This is a genomic window from Chryseobacterium sp. CBo1 (assembly GCF_001693475.1).
Classification (GTDB): Bacteria; Bacteroidota; Bacteroidia; order Flavobacteriales; family Weeksellaceae; genus Chryseobacterium; species Chryseobacterium formosense.
Genome location: NZ_MAUH01000013.1, coordinates 81,973 through 100,189 on the forward strand (window position 1 = coordinate 81,973; position 18,217 = coordinate 100,189).

Consider the following 18,217-nt stretch of genomic DNA (forward strand, 5'->3'; position numbering starts at 1 on the left):
GTAATTTTTAGTTGGGAGACATTGATGACAATGAAAATATATTGTGGGAAGTAAAGAAAGAATTTTAAAGAAAAAAGCTGAAGTTTCCAATTTGATCATCGAAGTGGCAATGGACATTTTGAACTCGGAAGGGATTGACGGGATCACGATTAGAAATATTGCATCCAGAATAGAATATTCTCCTCCGGTCATCTATTCTCACTACCAAAATAAAGATGCGCTCACTGATCAACTCATCATTATTGGTTTTAATAAATTACTTGAGCAAATCATTACTGATGAACGAGATTCAGCATCTCCTGTATTGAAACTGGAATATATGTTTTGCAATTATATAGAATTCGCACTGGAAAATAAACCACTTTATCTTTTAATGTCACGCAGAATTGTTGAAAGTTCAATCGATAAAATTAGAAATAAAACAGATGAATTTTCTACATTGGTAAAGGCGGAAATTCAACGGATAATCCCCGTGAAAAAGAATACTTTTCAAGTTGATGATATCTATTTCGGTATGATTTCGCTTGTACACGGAATTGTTTCTGTATGCTACGCATCAGAGGAATATTCTATTAAAGATAGAGATGTTGCAGTCCGAATAATGATCAAAGGATTTCTTGAAGAGGGAAAATAGAATCAGGTTAAAACATTTTCGGCTTTATTTTTAGTTATTTAAATCGGTTAAAAAATTAGCATCAAGCTTTCTCATATAATAAATGTATTGAAAAATGCGATATCATTTCGATAAATTTGGTAACTTAAATCAATGAAAAGAAAGGACGAAATTAAGCAATATACGATCAGGAATATCATCAACTACAGAAAACTCGACTGGAGTATTTCAGATGATTTCCTTTATCTTACAGATGTTCCGGAGATTTTCGAGCCTTTTGAAATGAAGCCGCATTATTTTGCCTATGGAATTATCAATTCCGGTAGCATCACGATCGAAGTGGACTACCAGAAATTCCTGATAGATGAGCGTTCATTATTAATTTATCGTCCTGAACAAAGTGTAAAGGTTATAAAGATAGAAGCTGGTACAAAGGGAATGTTTGTACTGTTTACGAAAAAGTTTATGGACTATCTTTTCGAAAGTTTCTTCTCTATTGCTCCCAATTCTTTTCTGAAAAACAAGTTCGGTTCACAGGTCGTTCTTTCCCCAAAAGACCACTCGAAAATGAATACTTTGTTTACACGTACACTGGATTTTTTAATTGCTTCGGAGGCAGACAACGAAAGGTGGATTTATTCCGCAAAAAGTATGCTTCTGGCATTGATCAACGAAAGTGATTTTTTGGTAAACAGGTACATAGAAAACAGAAACACAATTCATCAACCTCGTGAGGAAGAGATAGGATACAACTTCAAAAAATTGGTCTCAAAGCACTACTTAACCTTTAGAAATATTGAATTTTACGCCCAAGAGCTGAACATCACAACCAATTATCTGCACAAAATTGTAAAAAGCCAGTTTCATCAGACTCCTGCAGAAATCATTAATATGGCGCTCCTGTCTGAGTGCAAAGTGCGTTTGTCGGATTCCAGCGAGTCAATAAGTCAAATCGCCGATCATCTTCAGTTCACCAATCTTCAAACGTTCAGCCGTTATTTTAAAAAGCAGACTGGTGAGACGCCCACTTCGTTCCGAAAACACAGTATTTTGATAGATCCATAAAATGATAAAGTTTGTCCAACTTCGGGTAAGCAATAGGAGATAATCAATCGCTAATTTTATTTTATAATTAAATTCAATTAGTATGGAACGATTAAAAGGAAAAATAGCCATTATTACAGGTGCATCCCAAGGGATGGGAGAGTCACACGCAAGAAAATTTATTGCAGAAGGAGCCAAGGTTATACTTACGGATCTCAATGAAGAAAAGGGAAAAAAGATAGCTGATGAATTAGGTGAAAATGCTTTGTTTATAAAGCACGATGTTTCGGATGTAGAGCAATGGAAAAATGTTGTATCGAAAGGTGAAGAAAAGTTTGGACCCATCAATGTTTTGGTCAATAATGCAGGAATTTTAGGTCCGATAAAAACGGTAACCGAAATTTCGGAAGAGGAATATCTGAAGGTAGTTGAAATCAATCAAAATGCTGTTTTCTATGGAATGAAATATACGATACCATCAATGCAGAAAGCTGGTGTCGGTTCCATCGTGAATATTTCCTCAGTTGCCGGAATTGTAGCAATCCCGGGATATCCAAGCTTGGCCTACACGGGCAGTAAATTTGCTGTCAGAGGTCTTACAAAGGCAGCAGCGGTAGAATATGGTAAAGAAAACATCAGAGCCAATTCAGTGCATCCAGGATACATTAAAACCCCAATGATGATGGAAGCCACTGGCGAAGACGGAAGCGGAGCAGCAGATGTGACGCCTCTGGGCAGAATGGCAGATGCAAGTGAAGTTAGTGACCTGGTCGTGTTTTTAGCATCTGATGAATCATCGTTTCTTACAGGAACGGAGCAGGTAATAGACGGCGGGATGAGCATCCAATAGTTTAATTATTAATTATTCGCTGGTTAGCATTAAATTTGTTTTTAATAGCGTCACTTTAAGGAAAGCGGCGCTATTTATTTTTATGGACTCAGGTGAATTTTAAGATACTTTTTATAGGTAATCCTTGAACGATTGTGAATAGACTTGATTATAGAGTTTTAAAAATATTATTCTAGCTTACTCTGGCATAACAAACAAAAAAATGGCTTCATTTAGATTAAAAATGGAGCCATTTGGGCGTTTTTGAACATAAAAGGGCTCTATTCAAACCAATTATTGATATTGATAAAATTCTAAATCAGATAGAAAGTTATAATCTGAATATTTATAATGATTTATAACATTTGAAAAAAGTTGAGTTTTAGATATTCCTCTTAATTAACTATTCATCATCTTTTATGATCTATAATTGACTTATCAACACCCGATTAAATTGTCACAGCATCTCAATAAACTCCAAAAGGTCTTTATTAATTGTAGCTGCTTCCGTAGTCGGCATTCCGTGAGGGAAACCAGGATATGTTTTTAAAGTTCCGTTTTTCAATAATTTAATTGATTTCAATGCCGCATTTTGATAAGGCACAATCTGGTCATCTTCACCGTGAAGCACCAAAACCGGAATATCAACATTTTTCAAATCGTCTCTGAAATCAGTTTCAGAAAACGCTTTGATTCCGTCGTAATGCGCTACAATTCCGCCCATCATTCCTTGTCTCCACCAATTTCTTTGTACGCCTTCTTTCACGTCTGCACCTTCTCTGTTGTAGCCATAGAAAGGGAAAGTCAAATCGATATAAAATTGCTGTCTGTTGTTCAGAGTCTGATCTCTGATGCCATCAAAAACAGACATCGGCACACCATCAGGATTGCTATCGCTCGCTACCATAATCGGCGGAACTGCACTGATTAAAACCGCTTTTTTCGCTCTTCCATTCGCATATTTATTCACATAACGGATTACTTCGCCGCCACCTGTAGAGTGACCGATGTGAACTACATCTTTCAGGTCAAGGAATTCTACCAATTCAGCTGCGTCAGAAGCATATTGCTCAATCGTGTGATTGTAAATATCCTGGCTAGAACGGCCGTGGCCTCTTCTGTCGTGCGTTACCACTCTGTAACCTCTTTGCAGGAAAAAAATCACCTGTGCGTCCCAATCATCTGATGATAAAGGCCATCCGTGGTGAAACATCAAAGTTGGTCCTTCGCCTTGGTCTTTGTAAAAAATCTCTGTTCCGTCTTTTAATTTTAGTGTGCTCATTGTTTTAATTTTTTAATGTTGTGATTAATTTATTTTAATATTTTGTTGTCTTAATTCTTTAGCAAATGTAGGGTGGTACAATTCGTTTCTCGTTAATCTAGTTTAATATCGTACATTTTTGATGATTTTTATTTTTTTGGGCAGCTATTTCCGCCTTCCACTCCCGCTATTTTTTCCAAGCTAAATCCCTTGCAAAAAAATGAGCTCCGTTCAAGTCGGGCTGCAGATTCAGCATTAGTTCACGTTTTCCCTTACCAATTCTAAAAGGTTTTCCGCGCCGCCATCGAATTTCTTTCCATTGACAAAAAAAGAAGGTGTTCCGTTTACGCCACTGATAATGCCGCTTTCAAAATCTGCATCTACTTTGTCTGCTAACTCAGTGCTTTCCAAATCCTTTTCAAATTGAGGAATGTTCAGTTTTAATTGTTCTGCCAATTTCATCAGTAGATTTTCATTCAAATCTCTCTGATTTTCATAAATCGCATCGTGCATTTCCCAAAATTTCCCCTGAAGATTGGCTGCTTCCGCTGCAATGGCCGCCGGTTTGGCGTATTGATGCATTTCAGACAATGGAAAGTTTCTAAAGACAAATTTGATTTGACTTCCAAATTCTTTCATTAATTCTTTCAGAACCGGATAAGCGGCACCACAGTATGGACATTGATAATCGCCGTATTCTACGATAACGAGGTCGGCATCTAAGTTGCCTTGTGCGTGGTCAGCTTGGCTGACGTTTGGTTTTAGTGACATAATTTATTTTGTGTTAAGGGTTTCTAAAGCATCTAATATTCCGTCCGCGCCAGGATTGATGGCCGTTGGCGACAGATAACTCCATTCGATGATGCCATCTTTGTTGATGACAAAAAGTGCGCGTTTACATTCACCTTCTTCTTCATCATAAACACCATATTTTTTAGCAGTTTCTCCTTTCGCTTCAAAATCTGCCAACAATGGAAAATGTAAATTTCTGTTTTGTGCAAATGCGAGATGACACCATTTGCTGTCGACAGAAATTCCGAAAATCTCTGCATCGTATTTCTTAAAAAACTTCAAAGTCTCATTATACAAAGCCATTTGGTCGCTGCAAACCGGACTCCAGTCGGCAGGATAAAAAGCGAGGATGACATTCTTTCCTTTGAATTCTGAGAGTGTAATTTTTTGGTCTGGCGTTGCGTACAAAGTAAAATCTGGGGCAACATCGTTTTTCTGTAACATAATATTAGTTTTTAGCGTTAATTCTTGAAATCAGTATTCCGCAAATCATCAGTAATAATGCAGGAATCATCAAAGTCCATTTTCCAAAATAATCGAGTAGGAAAGGAGCGATAAACGCACCTGTTAAAAATCCAATCCATAAGAGTAAAAGATGAATCGCATTAGATTTATATTCTTCTTTTTCATCTTTATCTTTGCTCATATTCAGCATTGCAGTGTTCCTTGCCAGGCTATTCAGAGTTCCCGTCACGAAATCTGTATTCACCTTTTGGTTTCCTACTGAAGTTACAATCGTGTTCATCATTCCCATTGAAAATCCGACGACTGCAATGGATAACAAATTATTGATATCATAAAAATAAGCAATAATTGAATAGAAAATGAGAATTCCGGAAACTATATAAAATGTTAATATTTGGTTCTTAATCCTCTTCCATAATGACAGGCAGGTTCCGGCATAAATTCCTAGTAAAAAACAACTTATGACTATAATTGAGGTAATAACGATTCCATACTTTCCTGTTGAAAGCGCCGCTCCAAGTGAAGTGGTATTTCCACTCATAAAAGAGACATACGTTTTCCACTGAATCAGTCCTGTTGCATCGATGTAGCCTGCAATCAGTGCTAAAAATATCGCCAATCTCTCTTGCATCTTAATCGAATCAGATGAAATGGTGGGGTTTGTATTGATGCCGGAATTATCCATTCTTTAGAGAGATTGAGTCTAATTTTATTTCTTAGGCTGAATAAAAACTTTCTCAGCCGGGAATTTTTCGATTTCGCCATCTTTCAAACCAAAATTAGTAATGACAACATCTTTTGGATTTCCCGCCAGCCACTCGCTCAAATCAATCGATTCATATTTTCCGCTGTTGAAGCCAATGAGAATTCTGCAAACTGTATCGCCAGTATTTTTGATGTAATGTCCGGCTCCCATTGGAACATAACCAACATCTCCTGCACTGAACTGCTCTGTGACACAAGTGGATTCTGCAAGGAAAACTGACATTTCGGCCTGTCCTGAAATAAAATATTGCCATTCGTCCGCATTCGGATGCCAGTGCATTTCTCTCAGCGCGCCTGGCTGCAATTCCAAAATAGAACCTGACATTGTACTGCTGATAGGAAATTCTTTACTCGTTACCAATCTCTGCAGACCTCCGCCCGGAACAATTCTCGGCTGTTGAGAATGCAAAGGATAACGGTGAAAACTCGTCAATTCGATGTCTGATTCATTCGGACGAGCTTCAGCAACGAAAGACATCTCATCCGGAACAATTCCCGCTGCGAAGTAGGCTTCTTTTTGAGGTAAAGCAGCCACTTCTTCTAAAGTTAAATTTAAATTCTGAGCAACGATTTCAGGTGGAACTGATGAAACAAAATCCGTCACGCTGAACGTATGGTCTTCGGAAAAATTACCGTTATCAAAAATCAAAATAAAATGACATTCCTCCGTTCCTGTCGCCTGAATCGAATGACCGTAACCTTTTGGAAAATACCAAACATCACCCAGTTCAAAATTATCAGTATAACTGTGTCCATCCGGATGAATAATCGTTGTACGAACCGTTCCCGAAATCACGTAAGCCCATTCTGCGGCATTGGCGTGCCAGTGCAATTCTCTCATACTTCCCGGTTGCAGTCTCATAGAAACTCCTGCAATACCGATAGATGCTGGAAAATCCTTTACAGAGGCGCCTCGTGTAGTTCCGCCATCGTTGGTTCTTGGTTCTTTTTTCTCTAATTCGTATTTGAAACTTAATGATGCAGTATTCATAATGATAAGTTTTTGTGATGAATGATAGTTTGTCTTTATTTCTACTGTAAAGCTAGCTCGGAATCAAGGGGTTTTGAAGTGGTTTTCGGTGAATGGGCAAAATGAGTCGGTAGGAATTTGAAAGGAATAGTTGATGAGTTTTTTGGATGCCACGAATGCACGAATTTTTTTATGAATGTCCGTTTTTAATCATAACACTAAAATCATCAGTCATTTTTGTCATTCCGAAGGAATCTAAACAGCTTTATTTTCAGTGTGTTGAGATTCCTGCGGAATGACAAGCAAGCTGTTAAAACTAATTTATTACAAATTACGGATAATCATATTATGTAAATCAAAATCGGAATTTAAATACTATAAACAAATTAATTCGTGCATTCGTGGCTGTATCATTTATCCTTAGAGTAAAGAAAATAGATGAGATAATAGACTTTCAATTCGAATTTTATCGATTGAGATTCTTAACGACGTCCATTTTATTAATAAAAAATCCTTCACAATTTGGATTGAGAAGGATTAAAATTCGATTTAGATTATTATTAAACTATCACTTTATCTCACAAGAATAATCTTTCCTGTATGTGAACCGTCTTCAAGCAATCGGTGAGCTTCCGCAGCTTCTGAGAAAGGAAATGTTTTGAAAATGACAGGTTTGAACTGTTTGGATTCAATCAAAGGCCAGACATTCTTTTGGATTTCTTTAGCCATTTGTTTTTTGAACTCATATTCACGGCTTCTCAAAGTACTTCCTGTAACGGTCAGGCGTTTGGTCATTACTTTCCAGATATCCAAATCAACACGACTGCCACTTACCGCATTGATGTGAACCAATCTGCCTTCAGGTTTTAGAATGTTGATGTTTTTGGCCAGATAATCACCGCCAATCATATCCAAAATGACATCAACACCTTCATCTTGAAGTTCGGCTTCAAAATTCTGAGTCTTATAATTAATATAAGAATCTGCGCCGAGTTCAAGACATTTCTGACCTTTTTCATCAGAACCGACCGTGACAATTACTTTTGAACCCAATGCGTGAGCAATCTGAATTCCCGTGATTCCAATTCCGCTGTTTCCGCCGTGGAGCAAAAAGGTTTCTCCCGGTTGAAGATTTCCTCTCTGAAAAACATTAGACCAAACGGTAAAGACTGTTTCCGGTAAGCTTGCCGCCTCAGCAAAACTTAAATCTGCAGGAATGGGTAAACATTGACCTTCTCTCACAGCGATATATTCTGCATAACCACCACCAGCAAGAAGTGCACACACTTTGTCGCCAACGGTAAAATCTACGACATCAGGTCCGCATTTTACAATAATTCCGGCAACTTCCAATCCCGGAATTTCTGCAACAACACCGGCAGGAGCTGGATAATTACCTTCGCGCTGGAAAACATCTGGACGGTTGATTCCGGCTGCTTTCACTTCGATTAAGACTTCGTCTCCGGATATTTCGGGAGTATGATAATCCTGTAATTCCAATACTTCAGGACCTCCAGGTTTTGTAATAACGATTGCTTTCATTTTTTTATTTTAATATCAGATTCTTTCAAACTCTCTTCCAGGTCAGTTGATGAGTCACCAACCGGGAATTGCTGGTGAATGGTTTCTCACTTTCAAGATGCAGAAAACCATCTTTAAAGATAACGATTCTATTCTGCGTTTGCCCCGTCCAGTTAGGGAAAAGTGAGATGTACATCATGTGACTTACCAACTGTTTTTCATCGTCCGTTTTGAACGGTCCCGAATACGCAAGATAGGTTGAACCTTCCTGTATATATTCTTCCGGGGTAGCATTGGTCCAATGTTCCTGATGAAAGTTTTCCCGATGCGTATCCATAATTTGTGCCGACATATAGCCGTCAGGATTATACATAATCAGCCCTTTCGGATTTTCGCCCATCGGATGGGTAATTTCTCCACCGTCGACAGAAACTTCGATGAGTTCTACCAAAGTCCAGGTTCCTACGAGTTTTTCAAAAAGTGTTTCCATAACTTTAAAATGAAATGAGCGTACCGAGATACGCCCATTATGTTTTTGAATTAGAAAGGTTGATTGTATTTTCCGGTCAACGCTTTGTTTTCGATACTTTTTGCAAAGTTGGGCGTTTCTTCGTGGTTGTGGGCGTCGGAAGCGGCTTGTCTGGAAGCAGCTGCATCAGCGAGATTCACGTTGTGTTCTTTCAGATATTCGAACATTTCAGGAGTTGCAGTGGCGTGGATTTCGTTGGTATACAATGTCGTGTTATCATCGATTTTTGTGGCTTTCAGTTCCCATAAAACCTGAACTTTGGTACGGCCGCCTTTGGTGATGGAATCTGAGATGGATAACATTCTGCAGTAATCCGGACGGTGCTCTACCGCTACATAATGCTGAACCATCAAAGCATCTCCGATTGTTTCGACGTTTAAAGAAACCGGTTTGCCATCATACGTGGTAGAAATGGCGGCTCCGATGTGTTGCGTTGAGCATCTTTGATATTCTGCATCGGGAAGGTTGAGTAGCCAATCTGCGATGTTAACTTTTTCGAATGGGGCATTGATAATCGCTGTAACTGTAGAGTGGGACAATGCATTTTCTGGTGTTTGAATAATTTCCATAATGTTTAGAATTTTAAATTGTTTGTATCTGTTAATTTGATGGTGTAAAGCTACATTCAACAAATTTTAAAATCAATTGGCGTTCGATAAACAGGCGGAAAGTGTCGTTGAGTTTTAAAAAGAAATAGATGATTAATAATTTAAATGTTTGTCAAATTAATAACTTTTAATTCTTAATAATAATTGAATCAGAGTTTTATATAATATTGAAAATTATTTTTAAATTTTTCATTTGTAAGATGATGAAATTTATATAAATTTGTAACCATTGTGTAAGGTTAATAAACTTGGTTATGAGTGAATATTTGTCATTGTCGGAAGCATCAGAATTAATAGGTAAAAGCAAAGAAACGCTTAGACGTTGGGATAGAGAAGGAAAGTTGTCTGCGGTTAGAGAACCTATTAGTAATTACAGAGTTTACAAGAAGTCTGAAGTTTTAGAATTATTTACAGATTTTGTAAATGATGATATTGATGAATCTAATTTTATTGAAGCTGAAAATGATTATACAGTTTTGGAATTATTTGCTGGCGCAGGAGGTTTGGCTGTTGGGATGGAAAAAGCAGGTTTGAAATGTATTGCTCTCAACGAAATCGACAAGTTCGCTTGTGCCACATTACGCAAAAATCGTCCAAACTGGAAAGTTTTGGAAGGGGATATCAAAGCTTTTGATTTTTCTGAATATCAAGATAAAGTAGATGTTGTGACTGGAGGTTTTCCTTGTCAAGCATTTAGTTACGCAGGTAAAAAATTAGGTTTGGCAGACGCCCGCGGAACTTTGTTTTATGAATTTGCAAGGGTAGTAAAAGAAGTAAATCCTCCTATTTGTATTGGTGAAAATGTTCGTGGTTTGTTGAGTCACGATAATGGAAAAACTTTACAGGGAATGATTTCTATTTTAGATGAAATTGGTTATAATGTAGTTCCTGTACAAGTTTTAAAAGCTATAAATTATAATGTTCCGCAAAAACGAGAGAGATTAATATTAGTAGGGATTCGAAAAGATATTGGTTTGAAATATGAATATCCGAAACCTTACAAGAAAATTTACAACTTAAGAGATGCTTTGAAGAAGGGGGAATTATTTGATAAGAATGTTCCAAAATCTGATGGAGCAAAATATCCAAAAAGTAAAATTGAAGTTTTGGATTTAGTACCACCAAAAGGATATTGGCGAGATTTACCTTTGGACATTCAGAAGTCATTTATGGGGGGGAGTTTTCACTTAGGTGGTGGAAAAACTGGCATTGCTAGAAGAATCGGTTGGGATGAACCTTGTTTAACTTTAACCTGTAGTCCGGCACAAAAGCAGACTGAGCGTTGTCATCCCGATGAAACTAGACCATTTACAGTTCGTGAATATGCCCGAATTCAAACTTTTCCAGATGATTGGCAATTTGAAGGTTCTATTGCACAGCAGTATAAACAGATAGGAAATGCTGTTCCTGTGAATTTAGGCAAGGAAGTGGGATATTCGATTATAAAGTTTTTGAATAAATATTACGGTTTGTCAAAACCTAAATAATAACTGTAGTTATCAAAAGTGATTTGGTCTAAGATACTTCTATTAGAGGTTTCTGTTTGCAATTTTATTTCGTCAATTGCAGAATTTTCAATTATGGTATGATTGTGTTCAATGGAATGTAGATAGTCACTTATTGCGAAAGGCAAAGCTTTATACAATTGCAACAGTGCATCCTGTTGACCAGATAGCAGAGCATAAAATTGGTCACCCGAAATTTTATAAACTCTACTATGGCTGTACTCTTTTCCATTGATTTCGCCTTTCCAAAGTTCATTAAAACTGTTTTTAGCTAAAATTTGAACCCAATAGCATTTTGCTTTTTTATAATCATCTGCATATCTTGCCAATTTTTGAAATAAAGCCTCGGACGAACTACTATTCATCGTATTATGCTTGTTTTTAATATCTGCAAATAGTGTGTTATCATCAGCTTTCACATCAAAACCACTTAAATTTCCAACTTCAAAACCCTCAATTCCACCCAATATTTGCTCGTGAAAAGTTCCAATTGAGTTGTTGATTGATTTATCAATTTGTCGAAGAATCTCAGACTGAATTAAATCCTCTTCGTTTATGTCGTTAAATTTTGAATCAAAAGTAAGCTTGATTGTATCAACTTTGTTTGAGTAAAAGTTTTTCTTTGTAATATTGTTTTTAGCCCTTAAATATGCTTTATGCAAGTTTTCAATACAAAATAATAAGTGTTCATCGGTGATAAAATTGACATATTTATTAGCCATTCCAAATTATAATTAGAGGTTCGATTGCCAATTTACAATTTTTTATTATTCTATTTTACATTCTTTAGTGAGATTGTCATAGCAAATTATTTATAAAGCCACTTCCTAATCAACTTAGTATAATTCGGCATCACTACAAAAATGACTAAAAATACCAGACATCCTGTACTGATGAAAGTGTCAAAATACCGATTGGCAGGAATATTCATTAATCGTAAGGAGGGTAATAATAGCAATTGCATCAACAATGATAATGGATAAATAGCAGACCAGGTCGCCAGATATTGTTTCCAGCGAACCGGAACTTTGTTGTCTGTTTTTTCACCATAAAAAAGAAAATCGAGACCGGATTTGATTTCGTAATTGTCTTCTTTTGTGAATAACGGATGGGCTTTGTCAATCAATTTTCTTCTTGTATCAGATTCCATCCAAGTTCTGAGGTTTTCAATCGTATCAAAGCGAATGATGACGGTGTAAACAAACGTCAGATTCGGAATCGGGCGAACGATTTGCCAGTCGATAAAACCTTTTGCACTTTTGGAAACGGGCAGAATTTCATCGAGCCATTTTTCGTATTGGGCCTGTTTGCCGTCCAGAACGTGATGGGTAATGACCACCGATGCGCCTTGAGTTTCCATAATGAAATTGTTTTTTAATTTATTTAATTATCGATGGTTTGCATAAATAATTTAGCTTCGGAAAAAGATTTCAGCAAAATATCTTTTACCTTTTCCAAAGCTGTTTTTGATGACGGATTTTCTTCGGTTGTTAATTCTAAAATATCTAAATTTTTCTCTAATAGAGGAAGTAAACCCATTATCGCAACACTCGATTTCAAATCGTGGGCTCTCAATTTCAGCAATTTAAAATCTTTATTTTCATAAGCAAGTTTCAGTTCCTGCAAATGAGTCGGGATATTATCTAAAAACTGCTGCGTCACGGTTCTTTCAAAATCTTTGTCGCCATTGCTGATAGACTTCAAATAGGTAAGGTCGATGAACTCATAATGAGAAGCAGTTTCTTCAGTTTTTACTTCGGTTTTTTCGTTTTCTTTTAATCCGAAATTGGAGATTAATTTGAATAACTCTTCCTCTGTAATAGGTTTAGAAATGTATTCGTTCATTCCACGGCTCATACATCTTTCGCGTTCACCAGCCAAAGCGTGTGCGGTCATTGCGATGATTGGTGTGTTCAGTTTAAGTTCTTCACGGATTGTCTGCGTGGCAACGTAACCGTCCATTTGTGGCATTTGGATGTCCATTAAAACCAAATCACAGTCATTGTTTCTGAGAAATTCGACTGCTTCCAGACCATTGTTTGCGGTTTCAAAATCGATGTTCCATTGTGAGAGAAGATGCTTCATCAGACTTTGATTGATAGCATTGTCATCCACGATTAACACTCTTAAAGGCGCATTTGTTTTATCTTTAAAATAATCTGTATCAATTTTAGGAATCACATTCAGCTGTTCTTTTGCAATTGTATAAGGAATGTAAAAATGAAAAGTCGTGCCTTTTCCCTGTTCGCTTATTACTTCGATATCGCCGTTCTGCAATTGAATCAGGCTTTTCACAATCGATAAACCAAGGCCGGTTCCTCCGTAATTTCGGGTCGTCGAATCTTCTCCCTGATTGAATCTTTCAAAGACTTCAATGAGTTTTTCTTTATCAATTCCGATTCCCGTATCAGAAACTTTAAAGCCTACAACGACTTCATTTTCGATTTGTTGTTTATTATAAATTTCGATAGTAATGTTTCCTTGATGCGTAAATTTTATTGCATTTCCGATGAGGTTGACAAGAATCTGAGTCAGTCTCGTGGCGTCGCCATTCAAAGTATCTGGAATCGAAGTATCGATTTTGCTGGAAATAGTCAATCCTTTTTCTTTGGCGCGTTCCATAAAAAATGTTTCGACAGAATTCACTAATCCATTAATGCTGAATATACCTTTGGTAATACGCATCATACCGGCTTCGATTTTCGATAAGTCTAAAATATCATTGATAATCGCCATCAGATTTTCCCCCGAACGCTGAATGGAAGAGACAAATTCTTTCGATGTTTCATCCAAAGGTCTTTTCTGCAAAAGGTTGGTAAAGCCCAAAATTCCGCTCAAAGGCGTTCTGATTTCGTGACTCATATTGGCGAGGAAGTTTTCTTTGGTTTGTGCAGCAACCGATGCTTTTTTCTCTGCAACATCCAATTCCTGAATCAACAATAGCTGACGTTTGAACTGGCGAAGAATGTGATAACCGACAATGGAACCGCTTAAAATCAAAAGAATCAATAGGGAAATATCATACAACCTCGCTTTTTGTCCCATCGCTTCAGTTTCTTTGCTGAGGTCAACCATATGAAGCTTTCGGCTTTCGTAGATTTTTGCAGTGATTGAAGTTATTTCGTTTGAAATTTTTCTGGCTCTCGGGTTGGCAATGGAAGTCTTATCGTCCATATTTCCAAGGGTGTGGTAACGAAGCAGTAATTTATCCTTCGTTGTTTTCTTTTCCATCGCAAGAACGCTCAATCTGTAAATCAACTTTTCTTCAACGCCGTCCGAATTGTCTTTGGAAAGTGAATCCAGAAATTTTTCTATCTGATTGATTTTTTGGTCGATGCCTTCGAGATGGGTTGTATCATTTGTTGCAATAGAAGCTCTGATTCTGCTTTCAACGCCGAGGATATCACGGTCGATTTCACGCAAATGATTGCTGGAACGTAATTCGTTGAGAAGTCGGTTGTTATTTTGGATGAGCTCTTTGGTATTTTTAGCTGAGTTGATTTGAACCGCTATCAACAGGAGAGAACCCGCAATAAATGTGAGGATGATGAAATAACTGAACCGTCTGTTTCCCATTACTGAGGATATTTTTTTCATAAGTGTTTTTCTTTGTTTTTAACGCAAAGTCCGCAAAGATTTTTTTATTCTTCTTGAAAATATTTTAGTTCGCAAAGGCGTTGCACTCAGCAAAGATTAAAATATTAAGTTTGTCATTCCGTAGGAATCTCTAAGCAATGATTTAAAATTGAATCTCTAAAAAGTAAGTTTAGATTCCTATGGAATGACAAAACTGTGTTTTTATATTGACGTTTCTTTTACACTGAACCTGCAGCCCGACTTGAGCGGAAATCCTTTTTTGCTTGTTCTCAAGTTCTATTTAATCTGAAATCGTGTGCAAAAAAGATTGGGAGCGGAAGGCGGATTAAGCTGCCCAAATCACTCACAAATAATTAGAAAACATTCATTCTCGTGTTGAGTGCCTTTCTGTACGCATCTGCGACGGGAATAAATTTTCCGTTGATCATAATTCCGCCGTCCTGAAGCGTGTCTATCTTGCCAACCGAAACGATGTAAGAGCGATGAACTCTGATAAAATGGTCTTTTGGGAGACGTTCTTCCGCTGTTTTCATCTTGCCGTGGATGGCAAACATTTTTTCTCTTGTGTAAAACTTCACATAATCGCCCATTGCCTCGGCGTAAAAAATATCATCGAGCTTCAAACGCCTTGTGATATTGGAATCTCTTACAAAAAGGAACTCATCTTTGGTGACTTCCACATCTTCTTTTCTGCTTTCCAAAATCGATTGTGCTTTGCTTACCGCCTGTAAAAATCTCGCAGGCATCACGGGTTTCAGGATGTAATCTACGATATTCAGTTCGAAAGCTTCGAGTGCATAATCTTTGTTGGATGAGGTGAAAATGATGATAATGTCTTTCCCTGAAAGGTTTTTGGTAAGTTCGATTCCGGTCATTTCCGGCATTTCAATATCCAAAAATATCAAATCTACCTGATTGTTCTGTAAATGGTTGTAAGCTTCAATCGCATTGGAATATTCATTGACAATAGTCAAATTCGGAACTTGTTTTGCCAAATGTGCGAGCGTGGTTCTTGCAATATCGTTGTCATCAACAATCAGGGCTTTCATAGGGATAGTTTATTATGGTTGACACAAATATAATTATTCCTTTTCTTATTTTGTTTAATTTCTGAAGTATGAACGAATCATCCAGGCCATTTCTTCGTGCGTTTCTATCAGGCTTGTGATGAAGTCGCTGGAACCGTAATCTTTGTATTTGTCTGCGAAAGGTGTGACGTTTCCTCTTAGAAAATCGATGATGCTTTCGTGGTCTTTTAGTAAATCTTTCATATAGCCTAATCCGTCATTGGTTCTGTCGCTGTACTCTGTAAGATGCGTTAATTCAAGATATATTTTCATTGTGGCAGGTGCATAATGACCAATTTTTCTTAGACGTTCTGCAACACTGTCAATCAACTCGTCCAGCTGTTTGTACTGTTCTTCAAAGAAAATATGGTTGGCGTGGAAATTATCGCCAGTAACATTCCAGTGGGCGTTTCTTGTTTTGATGTAAAGTATAGTTTCATCAGCTAAAAGTTTTGCCAATTGTTCTGCAACAGCTTCTGTGTTTTGCTCTGTAAGTCCGATGTTTGTTTTCATAATTTTAAGATTTAAGTTGGAGCGGTATTGCTCTTTTTTCTGATGTAAAGTTCAAGATTAATCTTAAAAAAATAATGGGTTTTTCGGTGAATGGGCAAAATGAGTCGTTGAATTCAATTTTTAATGAAGTTTTATAATTAATAGAAATTATATAAAATGTGATTTATTAAATTGGTTACATGTTCAGTATTTTTATCGTTATAAATTACGATATCAAAGTTAAACAATCAACAAAAAGCAAAATAGAGTATTAGGACTTGCACCACATCACAGCAATTGTAGACAATCAAAAAGAAATTTAAATTTTTATACTCAGGTTTTATCATGTTAAATATCTCCTTCTTTAGAATTGCACAAGATTTTAAAAATATAACAGGAAAAATTTTTCACAGCTTGGGCAGCGTTAACATCAATGGAGAGAACTTTTTTATAGAGAAGTTGAAATCATCAATAAAAGTAAAGTATCTAAAGGAGGCATTTAGGAATGATGTAAAAAAAATAACTTTTGTTTAAAGAATGAATATTTGAATAAATTTTATTAAAGTTTTATAAAACATTATTCTGGTTTACTCTGGCATAAAAAAACAAAAAAACAGCTCCATTTAGATTAAAATGGAGCCATTTGGCTGTGTGTGAACATGATAGGACTCTATCCAAACCATTTATTAGCTGATATAGATAAAGTTTTGAAGGTGTTAACTGGTATTTAAGTTAAAAAAATAAATCAGAAAATTGTTTACCTATATATGATAATTTTTTAATAAACAAAAACTTATCATAATATCTTCTTCTGGTAGAAAGCTTATTGAAAATTAAATTGGTACATTCAAATATATTGTTGCCTATAAAATATTTGGTTTTATGCATTAAGTCATTTTTGAAATATTTAAAACTAAATTTTGCCAAATGGAAGTTTGCGGAATGGTGAACAATAAAATGATTTCCAAAAGCCAAAGCATAAAAATGACAAAATAGGGACTCTTGAGAATTGGTTTTTTACTGTATAGTTCATAGGTTCCTGTATATTGTAAAAGTATAAACGCTTTTCCTTGGTCTATAATATTAAAGCCAAAGTAAGTTTCGTTCTTAATGTTTGCTTTAAAACCTCCAAAGCCACATTCATTCTATGTCAATAGGAGAACCTACAAAAGCGTTGTTTTTCATTAGATCTGCCAAAACTTCCGGTTCAAAGTTGTCCCGAAGCATTTTATCATTCATATATCCGATTTTTGAAAAACACCTGATAAAATTTTTCCAAACTCGGTGAAATTGGTTGATGGATGATCAAAAGTTCACCAAGATTTTTATCATAAGATTTGGCATAGGTATGTGCAGTACTTTTTGGTACAAATACATTATCGCCTTTTTTGCTCCTAAAAATTTTTTCGTTAATCTGAAACAAAAATGCTCCGGAAATCACGTGGAAAATCTCGTCATCCTGATGATGGATACGCAAACTGGGACCTCCTTTACTTTTAACTACAGTAGCTTGCATTAGCGTATCACTGAATCCACCTGCTAATTTTAAATTTTTAAAATAATAAACAGAATTAGAGTGAAGAAAACGACAAGTAAATTCAAAACCATTAACAGATATTATTTCTGCGACAAATGTTCGGGAATCTCCTAACATTATGTTTGGATTGGTATACATTAACATTCCTTTTTGTAATTGTACACCTTCAATTTTTTCTTGGCATTGCGCTTTGCAAACCATTGATAAATTAAAAAAAGCGATAAGAATTAATAAAGTTTTCATAATGATAAATTTTATGGTTAACTGTTTTTTGCTTGTACCCATAATGCGGGAAACATTTGCATTTTTGTACCTACTAAATAACCACCGCCTTGCGTTTTGGTTACTTTCATGGTTGTAGGATTTACTTTGTAGAATGAATTGGAATGAAAAAATTGTACTTGTAGGTTACCGTCGGGCATTTTATTACAACCTGCTAAATACCTTTTGCCATCAGGAAATTTCACCACTACTCGTATATGATCTGTAAACCAGTGTACGTCTTCAAACTAACTTGGACATTTTGGAATAAATCCTTAAGGAGTATTTAGGGTTATAAATTTATTAATTTCTGTTGAAAATACAACTGTCTTCTTTTTCGGATTGAATCCGATTTTATTTG

General features: G+C 36.3%; 19 protein-coding genes. 4 read left to right on the forward strand and 15 right to left on the reverse strand.

Going from position 1 to position 18,217, the window contains the following annotated elements:
* Positions 1 to 43: 43 nt before the first annotated feature.
* From BA768_RS09950 to BA768_RS09960, 3 genes are all read left to right on the forward strand, one after another.
* Positions 44 to 634, forward strand: coding sequence for a TetR/AcrR family transcriptional regulator (locus BA768_RS09950; protein WP_065720617.1), 591 nt, complete (start codon positions 44 to 46; stop codon positions 632 to 634).
* A gap of 132 nt (positions 635 to 766) precedes the next feature.
* Positions 767 to 1,678 carry a helix-turn-helix domain-containing protein gene (locus BA768_RS09955; RefSeq protein WP_065720618.1) on the forward strand — a complete coding sequence of 304 codons (912 nt, stop codon included), beginning with the start codon at positions 767 to 769 and terminating at the stop codon, positions 1,676 to 1,678.
* Positions 1,679 to 1,760: 82 nt separating this feature from the next.
* On the forward strand, positions 1,761 to 2,507 hold the full coding sequence (locus BA768_RS09960; protein WP_065720619.1) for a glucose 1-dehydrogenase: 747 nt from the start codon (positions 1,761 to 1,763) through the stop codon (positions 2,505 to 2,507).
* Positions 2,508 to 2,943: 436 nt separating this feature from the next.
* On the opposite strand, the gene BA768_RS09965 is transcribed toward BA768_RS09960, so the two are convergent.
* The 8 genes from BA768_RS09965 to BA768_RS10000 all read right to left on the reverse strand — a co-directional run bounded on the left by BA768_RS09965 (position 2,944) and on the right by BA768_RS10000 (position 9,358).
* Positions 2,944 to 3,768, reverse strand: a complete 825-nt coding sequence (locus BA768_RS09965) for an alpha/beta fold hydrolase (protein WP_065720620.1) — start codon at positions 3,766 to 3,768, stop codon at positions 2,944 to 2,946.
* Between the two features lie 234 nt (positions 3,769 to 4,002).
* Positions 4,003 to 4,518, reverse strand: a complete 516-nt coding sequence (locus BA768_RS09970) for a DsbA family protein (protein ID WP_065720621.1) — start codon at positions 4,516 to 4,518, stop codon at positions 4,003 to 4,005.
* Positions 4,519 to 4,521: 3 nt separating this feature from the next.
* Positions 4,522 to 4,983, reverse strand: a complete 462-nt coding sequence (locus tag BA768_RS09975; protein WP_065720622.1) for a redoxin domain-containing protein — start codon at positions 4,981 to 4,983, stop codon at positions 4,522 to 4,524.
* 4 nt (positions 4,984 to 4,987) lie between these two features.
* Complete coding sequence (locus tag BA768_RS09980; RefSeq protein ID WP_065720623.1) at positions 4,988 to 5,689, reverse strand: YoaK family protein; 702 nt, start codon at positions 5,687 to 5,689, stop codon at positions 4,988 to 4,990.
* A 24-nt stretch (positions 5,690 to 5,713) separates the two neighbouring features.
* A complete protein-coding gene (locus BA768_RS09985; RefSeq protein ID WP_065720624.1) occupies positions 5,714 to 6,760 on the reverse strand; it encodes a cupin domain-containing protein in 1,047 nt (348 codons plus the stop codon).
* 552 nt (positions 6,761 to 7,312) lie between these two features.
* Complete coding sequence (locus BA768_RS09990; RefSeq protein ID WP_065720625.1) at positions 7,313 to 8,281, reverse strand: NAD(P)H-quinone oxidoreductase; 969 nt, start codon at positions 8,279 to 8,281, stop codon at positions 7,313 to 7,315.
* Positions 8,282 to 8,306: 25 nt separating this feature from the next.
* Positions 8,307 to 8,750, reverse strand: coding sequence for a lipocalin-like domain-containing protein (locus BA768_RS09995; RefSeq protein WP_065720626.1), 444 nt, complete (start codon positions 8,748 to 8,750; stop codon positions 8,307 to 8,309).
* A 50-nt stretch (positions 8,751 to 8,800) separates the two neighbouring features.
* A complete protein-coding gene (locus BA768_RS10000; protein ID WP_065720627.1) occupies positions 8,801 to 9,358 on the reverse strand; it encodes a hypothetical protein in 558 nt (185 codons plus the stop codon).
* A 293-nt stretch (positions 9,359 to 9,651) separates the two neighbouring features.
* Between BA768_RS10000 and dcm the strand changes: the two genes are divergently transcribed.
* The gene (gene dcm, locus BA768_RS10005) at positions 9,652 to 10,884 is read left to right on the forward strand and encodes a DNA (cytosine-5-)-methyltransferase (RefSeq protein WP_065720628.1); all 1,233 of its coding nucleotides are present in this window, start codon (positions 9,652 to 9,654) and stop codon (positions 10,882 to 10,884) included.
* Here dcm and BA768_RS10010 read toward each other — a convergent pair.
* The 7 genes from BA768_RS10010 to BA768_RS21270 all read right to left on the reverse strand — a co-directional run bounded on the left by BA768_RS10010 (position 10,860) and on the right by BA768_RS21270 (position 18,017).
* The gene (locus BA768_RS10010) at positions 10,860 to 11,624 is read right to left on the reverse strand and encodes an Eco47II family restriction endonuclease (RefSeq protein WP_065720629.1); all 765 of its coding nucleotides are present in this window, start codon (positions 11,622 to 11,624) and stop codon (positions 10,860 to 10,862) included. The two genes, dcm and BA768_RS10010, sit on opposite strands and share 25 nt — an antisense overlap.
* Positions 11,625 to 11,710: 86 nt before the next feature.
* Positions 11,711 to 12,262 carry an antibiotic biosynthesis monooxygenase gene (locus tag BA768_RS10015; RefSeq protein ID WP_065720630.1) on the reverse strand — a complete coding sequence of 184 codons (552 nt, stop codon included), beginning with the start codon at positions 12,260 to 12,262 and terminating at the stop codon, positions 11,711 to 11,713.
* Between the two features lie 23 nt (positions 12,263 to 12,285).
* A complete protein-coding gene (locus BA768_RS10020; protein WP_065720631.1) occupies positions 12,286 to 14,499 on the reverse strand; it encodes a hybrid sensor histidine kinase/response regulator in 2,214 nt (737 codons plus the stop codon).
* 353 nt (positions 14,500 to 14,852) lie between these two features.
* A complete protein-coding gene (locus BA768_RS10025; RefSeq protein WP_065720632.1) occupies positions 14,853 to 15,548 on the reverse strand; it encodes a LytR/AlgR family response regulator transcription factor in 696 nt (231 codons plus the stop codon).
* 54 nt (positions 15,549 to 15,602) lie between these two features.
* Entirely contained in the window at positions 15,603 to 16,079 is a 477-nt protein-coding gene (locus tag BA768_RS10030; RefSeq protein WP_065720633.1) for a Dps family protein, read from the reverse strand.
* Between the two features lie 1,210 nt (positions 16,080 to 17,289).
* A complete protein-coding gene (locus BA768_RS10045) occupies positions 17,290 to 17,838 on the reverse strand; it encodes a cupin domain-containing protein (protein WP_165601784.1) in 549 nt (182 codons plus the stop codon).
* A 17-nt stretch (positions 17,839 to 17,855) separates the two neighbouring features.
* Positions 17,856 to 18,017 (reverse strand): hypothetical protein, encoded by a 162-nt coding sequence (locus BA768_RS21270; RefSeq protein WP_165601785.1) that lies wholly within the window; start codon positions 18,015 to 18,017, stop codon positions 17,856 to 17,858.
* Positions 18,018 to 18,217: the final 200 nt, after the last annotated feature.